This is a genomic window from Cellulomonas sp. PhB150 (assembly GCF_003755175.1).
Lineage (GTDB): Bacteria > Actinomycetota > Actinomycetes > Actinomycetales > Cellulomonadaceae > Cellulomonas.
Map to the genome: position 1 here is coordinate 453,895 of NZ_RKHX01000003.1, position 17,893 is coordinate 471,787.

Here is a 17,893-nt window from a genome sequence, read left to right on the forward strand (position 1 = left end):
GACGAGGCCGGAGGACAGTCGCGGCCCGTGGTTACTCTGGCCGCGTGCCCTCTACCCGCAGCGCCGTCATCGTGGTCGTCTCCGACCGCTCGGCCGCCGGCGTGCGCGAGGACCGGTCCGGGCCCGCCGCGCGCGAGCTGCTCGAGGCCGCGGGGTACGCCGTGGACGTCCGCGTCGTGCCGGACGGAGCGGCCTCCGTGCGAGCCGCGATCGAAGCGGCCGTAGGTGCCGATGTCGTCCTGACCTCCGGGGGCACGGGCGTCGGGCCGCGCGACGAGACGCCCGAGGGGACGCGGCCGCTCCTCGTGCGTGAGCTGCCCGGCATCCCGGAGCTGCTCCGGCGCTCGGGATCGGTCGCGACCGCAGTGCTGTCCCGCGGGCTCGCCGGGGTCACGGCCGACGGCAGGGTCGTCGTGAACCTGCCCGGCTCACCCGGCGGCGTCACCGAGGGCCTCGCAGCCGTCCTTCCCCTCCTTCCCCACCTCGTCGACCAGCTCGCCGGGGGCGATCACGGATGATCGCGCGCATCGCCGACGAGCCGCTGGACCTGCTGTTTCACGTGGAACACGTCAGCACCCCGGTCGCCGGCGCCGTCGCGACGTTCGCCGGGTTGGTCCGCGACCACGACCCGTCCGTCGAGGGCCGGGTCGTCGCGCTCGAGTACTCGGCCCACCCCGACGCCGAGCGCGTGCTGCGCAGCATCGTCGACGCGATCGCTGCGGAGGACAGGGTCCTGGGCGTCGCCGTGAGCCACCGGGTCGGCCACCTCGAGGTCGGGCAGGCCGCGATCGTCGCCGCGGTGTCCAGCGCGCACCGGGCCGCGGCGTTCGACGCCTGCCGTCGGCTGGTGGAGATGGTCAAGGCCGAGCTGCCCGTCTGGAAGCGTGAGATCCTCGAGAACGGATCGCACGTCTGGGTGGGGATGCAATGACGACGCTCGTCGACCGCTTCAACCGACCGCACCATGACCTGCGGATCTCGCTGACCGACCGCTGCTCGCTGCGCTGCACCTACTGCATGCCCGCCGAGGGTGTCCCGTGGCTCGCCCGCTCGACGATGCTCAGCACCGACGAGATCATCCGCGTGGCCCGCGTGGGCGTCGAGAACGGCATCACCGAGATCCGGCTGACCGGCGGAGAGCCGCTGCTGCGGGTCGACGTGGTCGACATCGTCCGCCGGCTGACCGCGCTGCCGAACGCACCCGAGGTCTCGATCACGACGAACGCGCTGCGCCTGCCCGCCCTGGCGGCGCCGCTGAAGGACGCCGGCCTGAGCAGGGTCAACATCAGCCTCGACACCCTCGACCGCTCCCGCTTCATGGAGCTGACTCGCCGCGACCGACTCGTCGAGACGCTCGCGGGCATCGCCGCGGCCGACGCCGCAGGACTGAGCCCGGTGAAGATCAACGCCGTGGCCATGCGGGGTGTCAACGACGACGAGGTCGTCGCGCTGACCCGGTTCGCCGTGGACCGCGGCTACCAGATGCGCTTCATCGAGCAGATGCCGCTCGACGGCGGACACACCTGGGACCGCGTGCAGATGGTCACCCAGGCCGAGATCCTCGAGCGCCTGAGCAGCGAGTTCACGCTGACCGAGGTGGAGGGACGCGGCGCCGCGCCGGCGGAGCTCTGGTACGTCGACGGGGGGCCGCAGACCGTCGGCGTCATCGCGAGCGTGACGGCACCGTTCTGCGGTGCGTGCGACCGGCTGCGCCTCACGGCCGACGGACAGCTGCGCGCGTGCCTGTTCTCCGAGGCCGAGGTCGACACCCGCCAGATCCTGCGCGAGGGCGGCACGGACGCCGACCTCGTCGACGCCTACCTGCGGTGCCTCGCGGGCAAGAAGGCCGGGCACGGGATCGGCGAGCCCGGGTTCCACCAGCCGGACCGGCCGATGAGCGCGATCGGCGGCTGAGCGGCACACCGGCTGACAATGGCGGGCGTCAGCGGCCAGGCGTCAGCGGCCGGGCGTCAGCCGCCCGCGAACGGCGGCAGGACGTCGAGCGTCGCCCCGGCCGCGACGAGGCCGTCGCCCTCGACCCGCACCCCGTCCGCGAGCAGCGCGCACCGCCCGAGCACGGCGCCGAGCGCCGGGTGCCGCGCGACGAGCGCAGCGGCGACCTCTCCGGCGGACCCGGCGGCGACCTGCTCGGTGTCGACCCCGGCCGCCTCAGCCGCCGCGGCGAAGTAGCGCACGGTGATCACGCGGAGCCGTCCAGCCCGGAGGCCCACTGCTGGGCGTGCTGCTCGACGATCCGCAGGATCCGCTCGACGTCCTCGGGCGACCCGCCGGCCGAGGCCAGCCCGGCGACGAACAGCGTCACGGGCACGGCGGGCCGCGCGACCTGGTGCGCGACGTCGCTGGCCAGCTCGAGGATCCGGTCGACGTCGACGAGCGAACGGTCCACGCCGATCTCGGTGGTCAGGCGGTCGACCCACTGCGGCAGGTCGGCGCCGGGTGCGCGGCGTGGGTCCTGGCTCATGGTCGTGCTCCGTCGCGTCGAGGGGCCGTCGGGAGGTTCGATCGTGCCACGCAGGGAGGCGTCGAGGCGACGAACGTCGGACCAGGTGTCGGCGTCGGCTCCGAGGTCGTCGGGGTCGGGCACGTCCACCAGGTCGAGGCCGGCGACGAGCGCCCGCATCGAGGCACCGGTCGGGTCGCCGAGGCGGGCGAGGGCGGCGTCCAGCGCGTCGCGGCGGTAGACGGCGACGAGGTGCTGCGGCCGGCCGTCGGCGACGAGCCGTGCTCCGTCGGACTCGGCCACGGCGCTGAGCAGGACCGGGATCGCTGCCGCGCCGCGAGGGATGTCGCAGGCCAGGACGACGACGAGCGGGGCCGACCCGTCCAGGTGAGCGAGACCCGCGGCGAGCCCGGCGACCGGCCCGCCACCCGGAGGGTCCTCGAGCACGCGCGCGACCCCGGGCCGTGCCACGGCGGGGGGACCGACGACCACGACCGCTGAGGCCGAGGCGAGTCCCGCGAGCACGTGGTCGAGCAGCGCCCGCCCGCCGACCTCGACGTCGGCCTTGACCACGCCGCCCAACCGGGTAGCGCCCCCGCCGGCGAGGACGACGGCGTCGAAGGGAGCGCTCACTCCGGGCGCCGCCAGTCGCCCGACTTCCCGCCGGTCTTCGCCTCCAGCCGCACGTCCGCGATCGACACGGACTTGTCGAGCCCCTTGACCATGTCCACCACGGCCAGCGCGGCCACGGACACCGCGGTCAACGCCTCCATCTCGACCCCGGTCCGGTCGGCGGTCCGCACGGTCGCGCTGATGTGCACGCCGTCGTCCTCGACGGACAGGTCGACGACCGCACCGTGCACGCCGATCACGTGGGCGAGCGGCAGCAGCTCCGCGGTGCGCTTGGCGGCGGCGATGCCGGCGATCCGCGCCACGGCGAGCACGTCGCCCTTGGGCACGTCGCCCGAGCGCAGCGCCGCCACGACGTCCGGCCCGCACACGACCCGGCCGGAGGCGGTGGCCGCGCGGACGGTCGGCTGCTTGTTCGTCACGTCGACCATCCGGGCGTGGCCGGCCGAGTCGAGGTGGGTGAAGTCGCTCATGTCAGGTCACCTTCAGGACGTGGACGGAGGCGCCGACGACGACCTCGTCGACCTCGGCGGGGACGACGGCGAGGCCCTCGGCGAGGGCCAGGCGCGCGACGAGGTGGGAACCGGACCCGCGCGCGGTGGCGGGCACGACATGGCCAGAGTCGACGAAGCGGACCGGCATGAGCTGCGCGCGCCCGGGCGGTGTCCGCCAGCCCTCGTCGACCACGGCCCGGACGGCCGGGCGCTCGACGGACGCGAGCCCGCGCATCCGCCCGATGGCGGGCCGCACGAACATCTCGAACGACGCGAACGAGCTCACGGGGTTGCCCGGCAGCGTCCAGATCGGCGTCCCGCCCGGCAACCGGCCGAGTCCCTGCGGCTTGCCGGGCTGCACGGCGACGGGCAGGAACTCGACGCCCGGAGAGGACAGGAGCGCGGCCTTGACCACGTCGTACTCGCCCATGCTCACGCCTCCCGACGTGACGATCCCGTCGACCGTCGGGTCGGCGTCGAGCGTGTGCAGCAGCTCGAGGAGCGCAGCCGGGTCGTCGCCGACGGGACCGAGCCGGACCGCGACGGCACCCGCCTCGGTGACCGCGGCGGCCAGGAGCCAGGAGTTGGAGTCCGGGAGCTGGCCCCGCCGCAGTGCGGTACCGGGTGGCACGAGCTCGTCGCCCGTGGAGACGACCGCGATCCGCGGTCGGCGGTGGACGAGGGCCGTCGACCGGCCCGTGGACGCCAGCGCCGCGACGTGAGCCGGACCCAGCAGCGCACCCGCCGCGAGGACGAGGTCACCGGGGACGGCGTCCTCGCCCGCCCGCCGGATGTGCGCCGCCGGCTCGGGGGCGACGCGGATCTCGACGGTCGCGGCGCCGGCGTCCGTCACCTCGACCGGGACGACGGCGTCTGCCCCGGGCGGCAGCGGCGCGCCCGTCATGATCCGGGCCGCGGTGCCGGGCTCGAGGGCGGGCTCGTCGGGCGATCCTGCCGGCAGGTCCGCGACCACCCGCAGGACGACCGGGACCGCGAGGACGTCGGCACGCCGCACGGCGTAGCCGTCCATCGCGGAGTTGTCCCACCGGGGCAGCAGCTCGTCGGTGCGCACGTCGGTGGCCAGGACCAGGCCCAGCGCGTCCGCCAGCCCCACCTCGACCGCGGGCAGCGGCTCGGCGAGCGCGAGGGCTGCCGCGCGGTGCTCGTCCAACGGTCGCACGACGGTCCTCTCGACGGTCCCTCTCGACGGTGAGCAGCGATCCTGCCACGTGCTCGTGCCGGTCAGGGCAGGGCGAGCCAGGCGTGGATGCCACCCTCGAGGTTGGTGGCGTCGACGCCCGCGGCGCGCAGGACCTCGGCCGCGACCAGGGACCGGCCGCCCACGGCGCAGTGGACCACGACCTCGCGGTCCCGCGGGAGGTCGGCGATGCCGCTGCCGTCCATCACCCGGCCGAGCGGGATCAGGCGGGCGCCCGGGATCGACGCCTGCGCGGCCTCGGCCGGTTCGCGGACGTCGACGAGGACGAGCGGGTCGGCCGGGTCCGCGAGGCGGAGCGCGAGCGCGGCGGCGGAGATCGTCGGGACGCGGTCGTCGGGTGCACCGTCAGCAGTCACCGCACCATCGTCGGGCACGGACGCTCCACTCACAGCGTCGGGACCATCGACGGCGCGCCGGCCCGACGACCGCACCAGTGGCACCTCGCTCCACCGCGCCCGCAGCGCGTCGATCACCAGCACCCGCCCGAGCAGCGGCTCGCCGACGCCCGTCACGAGCTTGACCACCTCGGTCGCCAGCACCGAACCGACCTGCCCGCACAACGCGCCGATCACCCCGGCCTCGGCGCACGACGGCACCTCGTCCGGGGCGGGAGGCGTCGGGAAGAGGTCGCGCAGGGTGACGCCCGGGCCGGCCGGCGGCCGGGACCAGAACACCGAGACCTGCGCGTCGAACCGCAGCACCGAGCCCCAGACGACGGGGAGGCCGAGCCGCTCGCACGCGTCGGAGACGAGGTAGCGGGTGGGGAAGTTGTCGGTCCCGTCGACGACGAGGTCGTACGCGCCGAGGATCGCGTCGGCGTTCGCCGCGGTGAGGCGCACGGCATGGGTCTCGACCGCGACGGACGGGTCGAGGTCCGCGATGGCCCCCCGCGCGCTGTCGACCTTGAGCCGGCCGACGTCGGCGGTGCCGTGGATGACCTGCCGCTGGAGGTTGCTGACGTCGACCACGTCGTCGTCGACCACGCCGAGCGTGCCGATCCCCGCGGCCGCGAGGTACTGCAGCACGGGCGCTCCGAGCCCCCCGGCCCCGACGACGAGCACCCGCGCCGCCCGCAGCCGCCGCTGCCCCTCGACGCCGATGCCGGGCAGCAGCAGGTGGCGCGAGGCGCGAGCCGTCTGCTCGGGCGTGAGCGGCGGACCGGGTGCGACGAGCGGGATCACGCCCTCAACCTACGTCGCGGGCCGCGCACGGTTCAGGATCCGCCCCTCTTGTAATGGTGGCGCACTCGTGACCACCCGATGAGGTCCCACCAGCCACTCTCGTCACAAGGGGGGCGGGTAGGGACGCGCGGGTCAGCCGCCGAACTCGAACAGGTCCCCGAGCCACGACTCCTTCTTCTTCTTGCGCGGCGCCTGGCCGGACGAGTCGTAGCGCCGGTCGTCGGATGGGCGCCGGTCCTCGGAGTACCGCCGCTCGTCGGAGTACCGGGCCGGCGCGGGGACGGACGAGGGCGCCGACGACGGTGCCCGGTCGATGATCTTGTCCAGCTCGCCGCGGTCCAACCACACCCCGCGGCACGTGGGGCAGTAGTCGATCTCCACCCCCTGCCGCTCGGACATCACCAGCTCGGCCTGGTCGACGGGGCAGCGCATGGGTTCGTCCTTCCGCAGGAGACGACGGCGTGTGCCGTCACCAGGACCCAACGGACGAACGCGGCGTCAGGTGCCCGACGAACGACCCAGCGACCCCTGCCACGCGACGATCCGGTCCACGGCCTCGCGCACCACCTCGACCGACGACGCGAACGACAGCCGCACCCACCGGTGCCCGTCCACGGGGTCGAAGTCCGTACCGGGCGTGAGCGCGACGCCCGCCTCGTCGAGCAGCCGCGCGCACCAGGTGATCGAGTCGAGGCCGGACGACGAGACGTCGGCGTAGAGGTAGAACGCGCCGTCGGCGGGCGCGACCCGGGTCCACCCCAGCTCCGGCAACCGTTCGAGCAGGAGCGCGCGCGAGGCCGCGTACCGGGTCACGTTGTCCCGCGCCGCCGCCATGCCGTCCGCCGAGAACGCGGCGACCCCGGCGTGCTGCGCCAGCGCGGGCGGGCACAGCGCGACGTTCCCCGCGAGCGCGTCGACGGGCGCGACGAGGTCGTCGGGCAGCACGAGCCACCCGAGCCGCCACCCCGTCATCGCCCAGTACTTGGAGAAGGAGTTCACGACGACCGCCCCGCGGTCCAGGTAGGACGCGGCGGTCGGGACGGAACCGCCGGCGTAGACGATGCCGTGGTAGATCTCGTCGCTGATCAGCCGCACGCCGTGCTCGCCGCACCACTGCGCCAGTGCGGCCAGCTCGCCGGCGTCGATCATCGTGCCCGTCGGGTTGGCCGGGCTCGCGATGACGAGCCCTTCGATGGGCTCGTCGAGGGCCTCGAGCTGCGCGACGGTCGGCTGGTACCGGGTCTCCGGCCCGCACGGCAGCTCGACGACCTCGCAGCCGAGGGCGCGGAGGATGTTCGTGTAGGCGGGGTATCCCGGCCTGGCCAGGGCGACCCGGTCGCCCACGTCGAACGCGGCGAGGAAGGCGAGCACGAACCCGCCCGACGACCCCGTGGTCACCGCGACGCGCGCGGGGTCGACCGCCTCGCCGTACCAGTCGGAGTAGTGCTGGGCGATGGCCGCGCGCAGCCCGGGGGCGCCGAGCGACTCGGTGTACCCGAGGTCGCCCGCGGTGAGCAGCTCGATGGCCCGGTTGCGCACCACGTCGGAGGCACCGGTCGACGGCTCGCCGGCGCACAGGTTGAGCACGTGCTCGCCGGCGGCTCGGCGCGCGTTGGCGGCGGCCAGGATCTCCATCACGGCGAACGGCGGGACGTGGGCTCTCGCGGCGACCTTCACGGGCGCCATTGTTCACCCCGGGGCGTCAGTCGGCCGGGCGGTACCGCAGGCCGTCGAGGACGATCCGCAGCGCACGCTGCGTCTTGGCCGGGTCGCGCCAGTCCGGCGCCGCCATGCAGACGCCCGAGACGGCGCGCAGCACGTCCATCGTCTCGACGTCGTCCCGGATGGTGCCGTCGGCCTGGGCCGCGTGCAGCATCAGGTCGCCCGACGAGGTGAGACGGTCGTGGACGTCGGCGAACACGTGCGACGCGTCGTCGCCCAGTGCGGCACGCAACGCGCCCGCCAGCCCCCGCTTCGAACCCGCGTACGCGACGAACTCGAGGAGCCAGGCCTCGAACGCCGCACGAGGCTCCAGGGAGTCGGCCAGCCGGGCGCCGGACGCGCAGAGCTCGTCGACGTTGTGCCGGTAGACGGCCTCGATGAGCTCGATCCGGGTCGGGAAGTTCCGGTAGAGCGTGCCGACCCCCACGCCGGCGCGGCGGGCGATCTCCTCGAGCGACGCGTCCGTGCCCTGCTCGTCGAACATCACGCGGGCGGCAGACAGCAGCTTCTCGCGGTTGCGCGCGGCGTCCGCGCGCAACGGTCGAGACGTCGTCGTCGCGCCCTGCTGACCCACGCGGCACACCTCCTGGCAGAGAACACTTGCATAACCGGAGGCAGCCTCCGTATAGTTTTAACCGGAGGCTCTCTCCACTTCCCCCATCCTACGCCGCGGAGGCCCTCGTGTCCGCACCCTCCCTCTCCGCCGCCCGGCTCGCGTCACCGCGACTGGTGCTGGCCGCCATCCTCACCACGCAGCTCATGCTCGTGCTCGACGCGACGATCGTGAACGTCGCTCTCCCCGACATCCAGCGCTCGCTCGGCTTCACCGCCACCGGGCTCTCCTGGGTGATGAACGCCTACACGCTCGCCTTCGGCGGGCTGCTCCTGCTCGGCGCCCGCGCCGGCGACATCCTCGGCCGCCGCCGCGTGCTCCTGGCCGGCGTCACGCTGTTCACGCTCGCGTCGTTCGTCGGCGGGTTCTCGCAGTCGCCCGGCCAGCTCCTCGCCGCCCGTGCGGTGCAGGGGATGGGCGCGGCGCTCGCCGCCCCGTCCGGCCTGGCGCTGCTCATGGCCCGGTTCCCCGAGGGCCGCGAGCGCACCCGCGCCATCGGCTACTACTCCGCCGTCTCGATCGGCGGGTCCGCGCTGGGCCTCATCGCCGGCGGGATGCTCACGCAGTGGGTGTCCTGGCGCTGGGTGCTGTTCGTCAACGTGCCGATCGGCATCGCGCTGATCGTCGTCGCCCGGGCCGTCCTGCCCGAGACGCCCCGCCACCGTGGCCGGTTCGACCTGCTCGGCGCGGCCACCTCGACGATCGGCATGACGTCCCTCGTCTACGGCTTCGTCCGCGCGGCCACGGCCGGCTGGTCCGACCCCGAGACCCTCGCGGCCTTCGGGGTGGGCGTCCTGCTGCTCACCGCGTTCGTCCTCGTCGAGCTGCGCGCCGAGTCGCCGATCACGCCGCTGCGGCTGTTCGCCGACCGCACGCGCTCGTCGGCCACCGTCGCCCGCCTGCTGCTCGTCGCCGGGATGATGGGGATGTTCTTCTTCCTCACCCAGTTCCTCCAGGACGTGCTCGGCTACTCGCTGCTCGCGACGGGCGTCGCGTTCCTCCCGCTGACGGTCATGCTGTTCGTCATGTCCCGCGTCAGCGCGACGCTCATGGGTCGGATCGGCATGCGGGCCCTCATGGTCGGTGGCCTGACCATGTCGACCGCCGGGCTGCTGATCCTGTCGCAGATCTCGGCCGACTCGAGCTACCTCGCGGTGCTCGTGCCGCTGCTGCTGTTCGGCGCGGGCAACGGGCTCGCGTTCGTGCCGCTCACCGCTGCCGGCCTGGCCGGTGTCGCCCCGCAGGACGCGGGTGCCGCGTCCGGGCTGGTGAACGTCAGCCAGCAGGTCGGCGGCTCGCTCGGGCTCGCGATCCTCGTGACCGTGGCGAGCGCCGGGGCGCGGGGGGCGACCCCCACGGGGACGACCGCAGCGGAGATCGCGCAGCACGCGTTCGTCGTGGGGGCAGACCGGGCGTTCTTCGTCTCGGCGATGTTCCTCGCGGCGACCGTGATCCTGCTGGCGGTCACGATCCGGCCGAGCAGAGCCGCGCAGACCACGCAGGCGGCACCGAACCGGACGGCAGACGAGCCGGAGCTCGCGCTCGTCGACTGACCCGATCCACCAGCACGGCAGAAGGGGCCCGTCCGCGGGCCCCTTCGTCGTCCCTCAGGCCAGCTCGGCCCGCACGTGCTCGACGATGCCGTCCGCCGCCGCCTCGATCTCCGCGAGGCACCGCTCGAAGTCGTCCGGCCCGCCGTACCAGGGATCGTCGACGTCGGGCGCGTCCGCGGTCGGGTCGAAGCTGCGGAACATCGCCGGCTCCGCCCCGAGCAGGGACAGCGCCCGGAAGTGCTGCGACGTCATCGCCAGCACGAGGTCCCGCGACGGCAGGTCCGCGGCGCTCACCTGCCGGGCGTGGTGCCCATCGCCGGTCGGATACCCGTGCCGCGCCAGGACGGCGCGAGCCCGCGGGTCCACCGGGTTCCCGTGCTCCTCGTCGCTGATCCCGGTCGAGTCGACCTCGACGTCCAGCCCGGCGGCCTCGAACCGGGACCGCAGCACGATCTCGGCCATCGGCGACCGGCAGATGTTCCCCGTGCACACGGTCATCACGCGGTACGTCATGCGGCGCTCCGCACGAGCAGGACGCCGACGCCGCCCGTGAACGTGATGCCGGCGAAGGCGTCGGAGCGGGCCACCTCGCGGAAGCCGTGCCGCAGGTGCAGGTCGAGGGACGGGCCATTGCTCGCGTTGATCACGCTGCCCAGCATGGCGGACCGCGGCGCCGCCCACCCGATCAGGTCGAGGAGCAGCCGCTCCCCGATCCCCCGGCGCCGAACCGCCGGCGCGACGGTCAGGGCGGACACGTAGAGCCCGTCGGGCACGTCGTCGAACCCCGCCCACGGGGCCACCATGCCCCAGCCGACGACGACGCCGTCGAGCACCGCCACGAGGACCACCCGCCCGGGATCGACGACCCACGACGGCACGCGGGGCCCGAACGTCACCGCCCCGCGCGAGGCCGCGACGGCCAGGATCCCGTCGACGTCGGACGGCGCGGCCGCCCGCAGCACGACCGCCGGATCCGGCACCCCGTGCCGGGGCGGCTCGTACGCAGCGAAGCGGCTCACCGCCCCATCCTCCGGTGCCGGGCGCGCCCTGGTCGAGCGCGCCCGGCACCGGCCCCGCTCAGCGCACCCGGACCTTGTGGGTCGCGGTCACGCGGAGGTAGGAGGACGAGCCCTCGTAGGTCGCCGTCACCGTGGACGACTTCGTGAGCTTCGGCAGCGTGACGGAGACGCGGCCATTGCGGACCGTCTTCGTCGCGACCTTCTTGCCGTTGACCTTGACCGTCACCTTCCCGGTCGGGGTCGTGGCGCCGCGGACCGTCACCGTGACGACCGGCTTCGCGTGCTTCTTCACGGTCCAGCTCTTCGCCGTGATCGCGACCTTCGGCTTGGCCTTGGCGACGGTCACGGAGGCGGCCGACGAGGACGACCCGGCGACCGTCGTCGATCCGGCGTACACGGCGCTGAGCGCGTGCTTGCCGACCGCGAGCGTGCGCGGCAGCGTCACGGTGACCTTGCCGGCGGCGAGGCGACCGGTGGCGATCCTCTTCTTCCCGTCGCGGATCGCGACCGTGCCGGACGCGGTCCCCGTCACCGTGACGGTGGCCTTCGCGGCAGAGCCGTAGGTGACCTTCGTCGGCGCCACCCGCAGGGCCGTCCGGCTCGTCACCTTCGCGACGGTGACGGAGACGGAGGCCGACGACGACCCCGCCCAGTTCTCGGCCGACGAGACGAACGTGGCCGTCAGCGCGTGCGTGCCGACGCCGAGCGCGACGCTCGTCGTGGCCTTGCCGGCCTTGACCGCGGCGGAGCCGACCACCCGGGTGCCGTCCCGGAACGTCACCGTGCCCGCGGCGGCCGGGGTCACCGTCGCCGTGAGCGTCTGCTTCGACCCGTAGGTCAGCGCACCGGTGACGGCCAGGCCGGTCGACGTGGCGACCGCGCCGAAGACGTGGGCCTTGCTGCCCAGGCGGAGGAAGACCGTCTCGCCGGTCGCGTCGAGCACGCCGTCGTTGTCGGTGATCGCGTAGACCTGGCCGTCGATGCCGATGGTCAGGCCCTCGAGCTTCTCCTGCGTCCAGCCCGCGGTGGCCCGCAGGTCGGGGAGCACGTCGTGCGCGCGCTTCTTGGTCAGCGGCGCGACCGCCCCGGGGGCCGGGTCGGCGGGCACGTCGACCGTGTAGATGCGCTTGACCTGCGCGGACGGACCGTTGAGCTTGTCGCGCTCGATGACCGCCAGGGTGTCGGCGTCGACCGCGACGACCTCCGAGAGGCCGAGCCAGTCGCCCGTGACGGACGTCGTCTCGAGCGGGTAGGCGAACCAGGCCCACGCCTGCGTCGCCACGTCGTACCGGCCCAGCCGCGCGGAACCCGCGAGGCCACCCGGGTCGGTGGACAGGCCACGCTGCAGGGCGACCCAGACGTGCTCGCCGGCCGCGTCATTCACCGTGGTGACACCCTCGATGCCCCACTTGTCGAGCCCGGCCGCCACCTCGGCGGGCAGGGCCACGTGCTCGAGCACCTCGCCGGCCGCGGACGTCCGGACCAGCTGGTTGGCCGCGCCGGTCGCGCCCTCGACGCCGAGCCAGAAGCCGCCCGCCGGGCGAGAGGCGATGCCCTCGACGTCGAGCGTGACGCCCGCGCCGGCCTCGGTGACCCGCACCGCGTCGTCGACGACCACGGGCGTCGTGCTCACGTCGAGCGAGAGCAGGCGCGTGTCGGTGTAGGCCGCGTCGGTGGCGGACCACAGGTGCGTCGGGTCGGCCTGGTCCGGCGTCAGGGCGCCGAGCGCGCCCCAGCCGATGGGGTGGCCCGCGCTGTCGTCGGCCGAGACGACCGACGGGAACGTCGCCGGCGCGTCGGCGTAGGCGGCTCCGCGGCCGAAGACCGACACGGACGAGCGCACGTTCTTGGTCGCGTCATCGGTCTCGCTCGAGACCAGCAGCAGGTCACGCGACGGGATCGGCAGGATGCCCTCGGGCCCGTTGGTCGTGGCCAGGACCTGCACGAACACGGGGTTCAGCGCGTCGCTCACGTCGTACACGGCCACGAAGTTCGACCGCTCCGAGCCGACGAACGCGTACGTCGTGCCGCCGAGCGTCGCGACGGCGAGGCCCTCGATCTCGACGCCCTTCTTCGCGGCGCGGTCCTCGGAGTGCAGGCCCGTGCGCACGGCGAGGCGCTCGAGCGTGTTGCCCGCGTCCCACACCGGCAGCCCGGTCGTGGTGTCGAAGACGGACCAGCCGCGCGTGCCGCCCTTCCAGTCGCCCTCGTTCGCCGTCGCGATGTGCGTCGCGTCGAGCCACGCGACCGCGTCGGGCTCGCGCGGCGTGGCCGGGATGGACCCGGTCTGGTTGATCACGCCGTCCTTGGCCACGTCGATGCCGCTGACCGCGACCGACCCGGCGCTGAACACCTTCGTGACCGCGCCCGAGGCGATGTCGATGAGGACGACGCCGTTGTTCTCCTGCAGCGTGAGGGCCACGGTCGAGCCGGTGGGGTCGATCGCCACGTACTCGGGCTCGGGGTCCGAGGGCGTGTCGACGCCCGCGAGGTCGGCCTCGGTCAGCTCGACCTTGCGCAGCTCCCAGTCGGCCGGCGAGTTCTTCGACGGGAGGTCGACGAGCTGCACGAAGCCGCCGGGCGCCTGCGGGAGGTCGCCCTTCTTGCCGCCGGCAGGCTTGAACTCCTCGTCGCGCTGGTTCTCGATGGCGATCGCCGCGTGCTTCTTGTCCGGCGTGAGGGCGATCGAGTCGGGCTGGCCGCCGAGGTCGAACCGGCGGACCACGCCCTGCGTGGCCAGGTCGACGACGACGAGCTTGCCGCTCGGTGCGGTGAACGACTCGGACGTGTCCACGACGACGAGGACGTATCCGCCGACGACGGCGACCGAGGTCGGCTCGGCGTGCGCGCCGACGTTCAGGTCCGCCGCGAGGTCGAGCGTGCCCTTCCCGACGGGGTTCGCCGGGTCCGTGATGTCGACGAAGCCGATCCGGCGCGCGAGGGCGTCGGTGTGGATGAACGTCTTGCCGTCCTCGCTCACCGCGGAGATCTCCGCGACCGTGGGGTCGGCGGCCGCGGCGGTGGCGGGGCGGTTGAGGTAGACGGGGTAGGTCGCCAGACGGTGGAACGTCTGGTCGGCGGCCGGCGCGGTCCAGCCCGCGGCGGACCACCCGGGGGCAGGTGCGTCGGCGGCGTGCGCGACGAGCGCTCCGCCGAGGGTCGAGACCGCGGCGACGGCGAGCGTCGTCGTCACGGCGGTCAGGGTGCGGCCGCGACGACGCGGGGGCACAGGCAGCATCGAGTTCCTCCAGGTGACGGGGGTGTCGGTCGAGGCTCTCGGGCCCCGGTGTCGTCGGGCGGACGTCCAGGTGAACGGCGGCAGGCGGGCCGACGACGGCACGGTGAGCCCCGCCACCTGAGACGATCGGGGTGTGCCTCACACCGATGCCCACGCCCACGCCGCCGACCTCGCCGCCTTCGTCACCGCGTCGCCCTCGTCGTTCCATGCCGCCCACGAGGTGGCCCGCCGGGCCGTCGCGGCCGGGTTCACCCCGCTCGACGAGTCCGCGGAGTGGCCCACCGGACCGGGCCGGCACGTCGTGGTGCGCGACGGCGCCGTCATCGCCTGGGTGGTCCCGCCGACCGCCGGCCCGACGACGCCCGTGACGGTGCTCGGCACCCACACCGACTCGCCGGGCTTCAAGCTCAAGCCCACGCCGGACGCCTCGCGCGCGGGCTGGCGGCAGGCGTCGGTCGAGGTCTACGGCGGCCCGCTGCTCAACTCCTGGCTCGACCGCGAGCTGGCCGTCGCCGGCCGGATCGCGACCCGCTCCGGGGAGCACCTGGTGCGGACCGGGCCGCTGCTGCGCATCCCGCAGCTCGCGATCCACCTGGACCGGCAGGTCAACGATGGCCTCACGCTCGACAAGCAGCGCCACACCCAGCCGGTGTGGGGGCTCGGTGACGCGCCCGGGCTGCTCGCAGCCGTCGTCGGCGACGTGTGCGACCCGGCCGACGTGCTCGGCTGGGACCTCACGCTCGTCGACACGCAGGAGCCGCGGACGTTCGGGGCCGACGACGAGCTGTTCGCCTCCCCGCGCCTGGACAACCTGCTCTCCACGCACGCCGCCCTGACGGCCCTGCTCCTCGCCGACTCCGAGGACATCACGGTGCTCGCGGCGTTCGACCACGAGGAGGTCGGCTCGGAGACCCGCTCGGGCGCGGCCGGCCCGTTCCTGTCGGACGTGCTGGCGCGCATCCGCTCCGGCCTCGGTGCCGACGCCGAGCAGGCGCACCGGGCGCTCGCGTCGTCGGTCTGCGTCTCGAGCGACGTCGGCCACTCCGTGCACCCGAACTACGCCGAGCGGCACGACCCGACGACGGTCCCGGTCGCGGGCGGCGGGCCCATCCTCAAGATCAACGCGAACCAGCGCTACGCGACCGACGCGGTCGGGATCGCGCTGTGGACCGCCGCGTGCGAGCGCGCGGGCGTGCCGAGCCAGAGCTTCGTCTCCAACAACGCCGTGCCCTGCGGCTCGACCATCGGGCCGATCACCGCGACGCGGCTGGGCCTGCGGACGGTCGACGTCGGCGTGCCGATCCTGTCGATGCACTCGGCGCGCGAGCTGACCGCGGTCGTCGACCCGTGGTACCTGACGCGCGCGATGTACGCGTTCCTCAGTCCCGCGCGGTGAGCACGACCGGGCCGTCGCGGGTGATCGCGACCGTGTGCTCGGCGTGCGCGGCGATCGACCCGTCCGCGGTGCGGATCGTCCAGCCGTCGGGGTCGATCACGTAGCCGTCGCCGCCGGCCATGAACCACGGCTCGATCGCGATGACCAGGCCCGGGTTGAGCTTGAGCCCGGTCCGGGCGCGGCCGAGGTTCGGCACGTGCGGGTCCTCGTGCATCGTGCGGCCGACGCCGTGGCCACCGAAGTCCGCGTTGATCCCGTAGCCGCCGGCGCGGCCGATCTTCCCGATCGCCTCGGAGACGTCGCCCATCCGGCCGCCGGGCTTCGCTGCGGCGATGCCGGCCGCGAGCGCGCGCTCGGTCGTCTCGACGAGCTTCGTCGCCTCGGGCGTCGTCGTGCCGATCTGGAAGGTCAGCGCGGAGTCCGCCACCCAGCCCTGCAGCTGCGCGGCGAAGTCGATGCTCAGCACGTCGCCGTCCTGCAGGACGTAGTCGCTGGGCAGCCCGTGCAGCGCGGCGTCGTTGACCGAGGTGCACAGCACGCCCGGGTACGGCATCGCGCCGAACGACGGGTGGTAGCCCAGGTAGACGGAGTGCGCGCCGGCCGCGTCGATCATCTGGTGCGCGTGGCGGTCCAGGTCCTTGAGGGTCATGCCCTCGCGCGCGACCTCGCGCAAGGAGGACAGGACGCTCGCGATGAACTTCCCGGCGGGGCGCATCGCGTTGACTTCGGCAGGGGTCTTGAGGGCCACGGCTCCCACCCTGCCAGAGTTCGGGCAGGAAACAGCCCGTGGGCTGGGCCCCTCGACGGGGCCCTGCCGCGATGGACGAGATCGCGGCTCCCACGGGCTGCGGTGACTGCCGGGTATTCGCTCGCCGCCCTGCCGGAGGTCCGGCGGAGCCTGCGGGCGGATCAGCAATCCGTCCGAGTACTCGGGCGACTAGCGGGCAGTCACCTCACGCGTCCAAGAAGACTTCATGTCTCAGACCACCTCCTTCCAGTGTTCCTCGACCGTACGTCCGCTCCGTGTGACGTGCCAAGCGTTTTCTCCGAGAAGGGAACACGTGCCGTACGGGCGGGGTTGCGAGGTGCCATGACCACCATCGGAATCATCGGCAGCGGCCACATCGGCGGCACGCTCGCCCACCTGGCCGTCCAGCACGGCTACGACGTCGTCGTCTCCAACTCCCGCGGGCCCGAGACCCTCGTGGACCTCGTCGGCGAGCTCGGCGACCGCGCCCGCGCCGCGACCGCGACGGAGGCCGCCGAGGCCGGCGACTTCGTCGTCGTCAGCGTCCCGTTCCTCGCCGTCGACCAGGTGCCCGTCGAGCAGCTCCAGGGCAAGGTCGTGATCGACACGAACAACTACTACTGGGAGCGCGACGGCCACCACGAGGCCCTCGACTCCGGGGCCACCACCTCGGCCGAGGTCCTCGCCGAGCACCTCGGCAGCGACCAGGTCGTCAAGGCGTTCAACCACATCCAGTCCGACCACCTCGGCTCGCAGGGCAAGCCGTCGGGCACCCCCGGCCGCCGCGCGCTGGCCATCGCGGGCGACTCTGACTCTGCCAAGTCGACCGCGGCCGCGTTCATCGACCGGATCGGCTTCGACGTCGTGGACGCCGGCGACCTCGCCGAGGGCTGGCGCTACCAGCGCGACCTGCCCGCCTACGGCCCGGAGCTCGACGCGGCCGGCCTGACGCAGGCCCTGGCCGCCGCCACCCGCTGACCCCGGCCCCCCCTGCCGGCCGTTCTCGCGGCCGTCGCGCGTCCACGCGGACGCATCCCGCCGCACTTGTGACGGATGTGGCCTCCTGAGCACTCGATCTGGTCTCAGGAGGCCACTCCTGCACCAAGTGCGGCGGGATCGGTCGCGTTCCGGGGCGCCGCGCGGGAACCTGGAGCGATGGACACCCCTCCGCGCGCCGTCCCGAACACGCACGAGGGCCTCGACTTCTCGATCTCCGCGACCGTCCTCGAGTCCCGCGACGCCAACGCCCTGGCCGACTTCTACGAGTCTCTGCTCGGCTGGGTCCGGATCCACGACGAGCCCGGCTGGGCGATGCTCCGCCCGCCGCAGGGCGGCACGGGCCTCTCGTTCAGCAGCGACCCGCTCTACGAGCCGCCGGTCTGGCCCGCGGACGCCGGGCACCAGCAGATGCAGCTGCACCTGGACGTGCTGGTCAGCGACCTGCCGCGCGGCGTCGAGCACGCGCTGGCCCGCGGTGCCCGGCTGGCCGAGCACCAGCCGCAGGAGCACGTGCGCGTGCTGCTCGACCCGGCCGGCCACCCCTTCTGCTTCTTCGACGAGAACGGGTGACCCCGGCCGACGCGGTCGCGCTCGCGACGCGGCACGATGCCAGACTCGGC

19 protein-coding genes are annotated in these 17,893 nt (G+C 73.9%); 7 read left to right on the forward strand and 12 right to left on the reverse strand.

The window, feature by feature from the left end:
* The first annotated feature begins 44 nt into the window (after positions 1–44).
* From EDF34_RS12405 to moaA, 3 genes are read left to right on the forward strand one after another with little or no spacing between them, the layout of a single operon-like run.
* Positions 45–518, forward strand: a complete 474-nt coding sequence (locus tag EDF34_RS12405; RefSeq protein WP_233575364.1) for a molybdenum cofactor biosynthesis protein B — start codon at positions 45–47, stop codon at positions 516–518.
* Entirely contained in the window at positions 515–931 is a 417-nt protein-coding gene (locus EDF34_RS12410) for a molybdenum cofactor biosynthesis protein MoaE (protein ID WP_123371783.1), read from the forward strand. The genes EDF34_RS12405 and EDF34_RS12410 overlap by 4 nt, the downstream gene beginning before the upstream one ends.
* Positions 928–1,914, forward strand: coding sequence for a GTP 3',8-cyclase MoaA (moaA, locus tag EDF34_RS12415; RefSeq protein WP_123371784.1), 987 nt, complete (start codon positions 928–930; stop codon positions 1,912–1,914). The genes EDF34_RS12410 and moaA overlap by 4 nt, the downstream gene beginning before the upstream one ends.
* A 56-nt stretch (positions 1,915–1,970) precedes the next feature.
* On the opposite strand, the gene EDF34_RS12420 is transcribed toward moaA, so the two are convergent.
* From EDF34_RS12420 to EDF34_RS12455, 8 genes are all read right to left on the reverse strand, one after another.
* A complete protein-coding gene (locus tag EDF34_RS12420) occupies positions 1,971–2,204 on the reverse strand; it encodes a MoaD/ThiS family protein (protein WP_123371785.1) in 234 nt (77 codons plus the stop codon).
* Complete coding sequence (locus EDF34_RS17880; protein WP_233575365.1) at positions 2,201–3,094, reverse strand: NTP transferase domain-containing protein; 894 nt, start codon at positions 3,092–3,094, stop codon at positions 2,201–2,203. The genes EDF34_RS12420 and EDF34_RS17880 overlap by 4 nt, the downstream gene beginning before the upstream one ends.
* Positions 3,091–3,564 (reverse strand): cyclic pyranopterin monophosphate synthase MoaC, encoded by a 474-nt coding sequence (gene moaC, locus EDF34_RS12430; RefSeq protein WP_123371786.1) that lies wholly within the window; start codon positions 3,562–3,564, stop codon positions 3,091–3,093. Before moaC ends, EDF34_RS17880 begins: the two co-directional genes overlap by 4 nt.
* A 1-nt stretch (position 3,565) precedes the next feature.
* Entirely contained in the window at positions 3,566–4,765 is a 1,200-nt protein-coding gene (gene glp, locus EDF34_RS12435) for a gephyrin-like molybdotransferase Glp (RefSeq protein WP_123371787.1), read from the reverse strand.
* A gap of 62 nt (positions 4,766–4,827) precedes the next feature.
* Positions 4,828–5,985: a molybdopterin-synthase adenylyltransferase MoeB gene (gene moeB / locus EDF34_RS12440; protein WP_123371788.1), complete on the reverse strand. Its 1,158-nt coding sequence runs from the start codon at positions 5,983–5,985 to the stop codon at positions 4,828–4,830.
* A gap of 132 nt (positions 5,986–6,117) precedes the next feature.
* On the reverse strand, positions 6,118–6,417 hold the full coding sequence (locus tag EDF34_RS12445) for a zf-TFIIB domain-containing protein (protein WP_123371789.1): 300 nt from the start codon (positions 6,415–6,417) through the stop codon (positions 6,118–6,120).
* 66 nt (positions 6,418–6,483) lie between these two features.
* Positions 6,484–7,662 carry a pyridoxal phosphate-dependent aminotransferase gene (locus tag EDF34_RS12450; protein ID WP_123371937.1) on the reverse strand — a complete coding sequence of 393 codons (1,179 nt, stop codon included), beginning with the start codon at positions 7,660–7,662 and terminating at the stop codon, positions 6,484–6,486.
* 25 nt (positions 7,663–7,687) lie between these two features.
* Positions 7,688–8,281 (reverse strand): TetR/AcrR family transcriptional regulator, encoded by a 594-nt coding sequence (locus EDF34_RS12455; RefSeq protein WP_199737871.1) that lies wholly within the window; start codon positions 8,279–8,281, stop codon positions 7,688–7,690.
* Between the two features lie 107 nt (positions 8,282–8,388).
* Here EDF34_RS12455 and EDF34_RS12460 point away from each other — a divergent pair, with 107 nt between their 5' ends.
* Entirely contained in the window at positions 8,389–9,873 is a 1,485-nt protein-coding gene (locus EDF34_RS12460) for an MFS transporter (protein ID WP_233575366.1), read from the forward strand.
* A 54-nt stretch (positions 9,874–9,927) separates the two neighbouring features.
* Here the strand turns inward: EDF34_RS12460 and EDF34_RS12465 are convergent, their stop codons facing one another.
* The 3 genes from EDF34_RS12465 to EDF34_RS12475 are packed head-to-tail and all read right to left on the reverse strand — an operon-like array spanning position 9,928 to position 14,085.
* Positions 9,928–10,386, reverse strand: a complete 459-nt coding sequence (locus EDF34_RS12465; RefSeq protein ID WP_123371790.1) for a low molecular weight protein-tyrosine-phosphatase — start codon at positions 10,384–10,386, stop codon at positions 9,928–9,930.
* The gene (locus tag EDF34_RS12470; protein WP_123371791.1) at positions 10,383–10,892 is read right to left on the reverse strand and encodes a GNAT family N-acetyltransferase; all 510 of its coding nucleotides are present in this window, start codon (positions 10,890–10,892) and stop codon (positions 10,383–10,385) included. Before EDF34_RS12470 ends, EDF34_RS12465 begins: the two co-directional genes overlap by 4 nt.
* A gap of 58 nt (positions 10,893–10,950) precedes the next feature.
* The gene (locus tag EDF34_RS12475; RefSeq protein WP_233575367.1) at positions 10,951–14,085 is read right to left on the reverse strand and encodes an esterase-like activity of phytase family protein; all 3,135 of its coding nucleotides are present in this window, start codon (positions 14,083–14,085) and stop codon (positions 10,951–10,953) included.
* A gap of 178 nt (positions 14,086–14,263) precedes the next feature.
* Here EDF34_RS12475 and EDF34_RS12480 point away from each other — a divergent pair, with 178 nt between their 5' ends.
* The gene (locus EDF34_RS12480) at positions 14,264–15,526 is read left to right on the forward strand and encodes a M18 family aminopeptidase (protein WP_123371792.1); all 1,263 of its coding nucleotides are present in this window, start codon (positions 14,264–14,266) and stop codon (positions 15,524–15,526) included.
* On the opposite strand, the gene map is transcribed toward EDF34_RS12480, so the two are convergent.
* Positions 15,510–16,274 (reverse strand): type I methionyl aminopeptidase, encoded by a 765-nt coding sequence (map, locus tag EDF34_RS12485; RefSeq protein WP_123371793.1) that lies wholly within the window; start codon positions 16,272–16,274, stop codon positions 15,510–15,512. The two genes, EDF34_RS12480 and map, sit on opposite strands and share 17 nt — an antisense overlap.
* Positions 16,275–16,616: 342 nt before the next feature.
* Here map and EDF34_RS12490 point away from each other — a divergent pair, with 342 nt between their 5' ends.
* Positions 16,617–17,252: an NADPH-dependent F420 reductase gene (locus EDF34_RS12490; protein WP_123371794.1), complete on the forward strand. Its 636-nt coding sequence runs from the start codon at positions 16,617–16,619 to the stop codon at positions 17,250–17,252.
* Between the two features lie 177 nt (positions 17,253–17,429).
* Positions 17,430–17,843, forward strand: a complete 414-nt coding sequence (locus EDF34_RS12495; protein WP_123371795.1) for a VOC family protein — start codon at positions 17,430–17,432, stop codon at positions 17,841–17,843.
* Positions 17,844–17,893: the final 50 nt, after the last annotated feature.

Bases quoted from the DNA above. Each gene is read 5' to 3' on its own strand.
- EDF34_RS12410 (WP_123371783.1), top strand. From the start codon at position 515: ATGATCGCGCGCATCGCCGACGAGCCGCTGGACCTGCTGTTTCACGTG.
- moaA (WP_123371784.1), top strand. From the start codon at position 928: ATGACGACGCTCGTCGACCGCTTCAACCGACCGCACCATGACCTGCGG.
- moaC (WP_123371786.1), bottom strand. From the start codon at position 3,564: ATGAGCGACTTCACCCACCTCGACTCGGCCGGCCACGCCCGGATGGTC.
- EDF34_RS12445 (WP_123371789.1), bottom strand. From the start codon at position 6,417: ATGCGCTGCCCCGTCGACCAGGCCGAGCTGGTGATGTCCGAGCGGCAG.
- EDF34_RS12465 (WP_123371790.1), bottom strand. From the start codon at position 10,386: ATGACGTACCGCGTGATGACCGTGTGCACGGGGAACATCTGCCGGTCG.
- EDF34_RS12490 (WP_123371794.1), top strand. From the start codon at position 16,617: ATGACCACCATCGGAATCATCGGCAGCGGCCACATCGGCGGCACGCTC.
- EDF34_RS12495 (WP_123371795.1), top strand. From the start codon at position 17,430: ATGGACACCCCTCCGCGCGCCGTCCCGAACACGCACGAGGGCCTCGAC.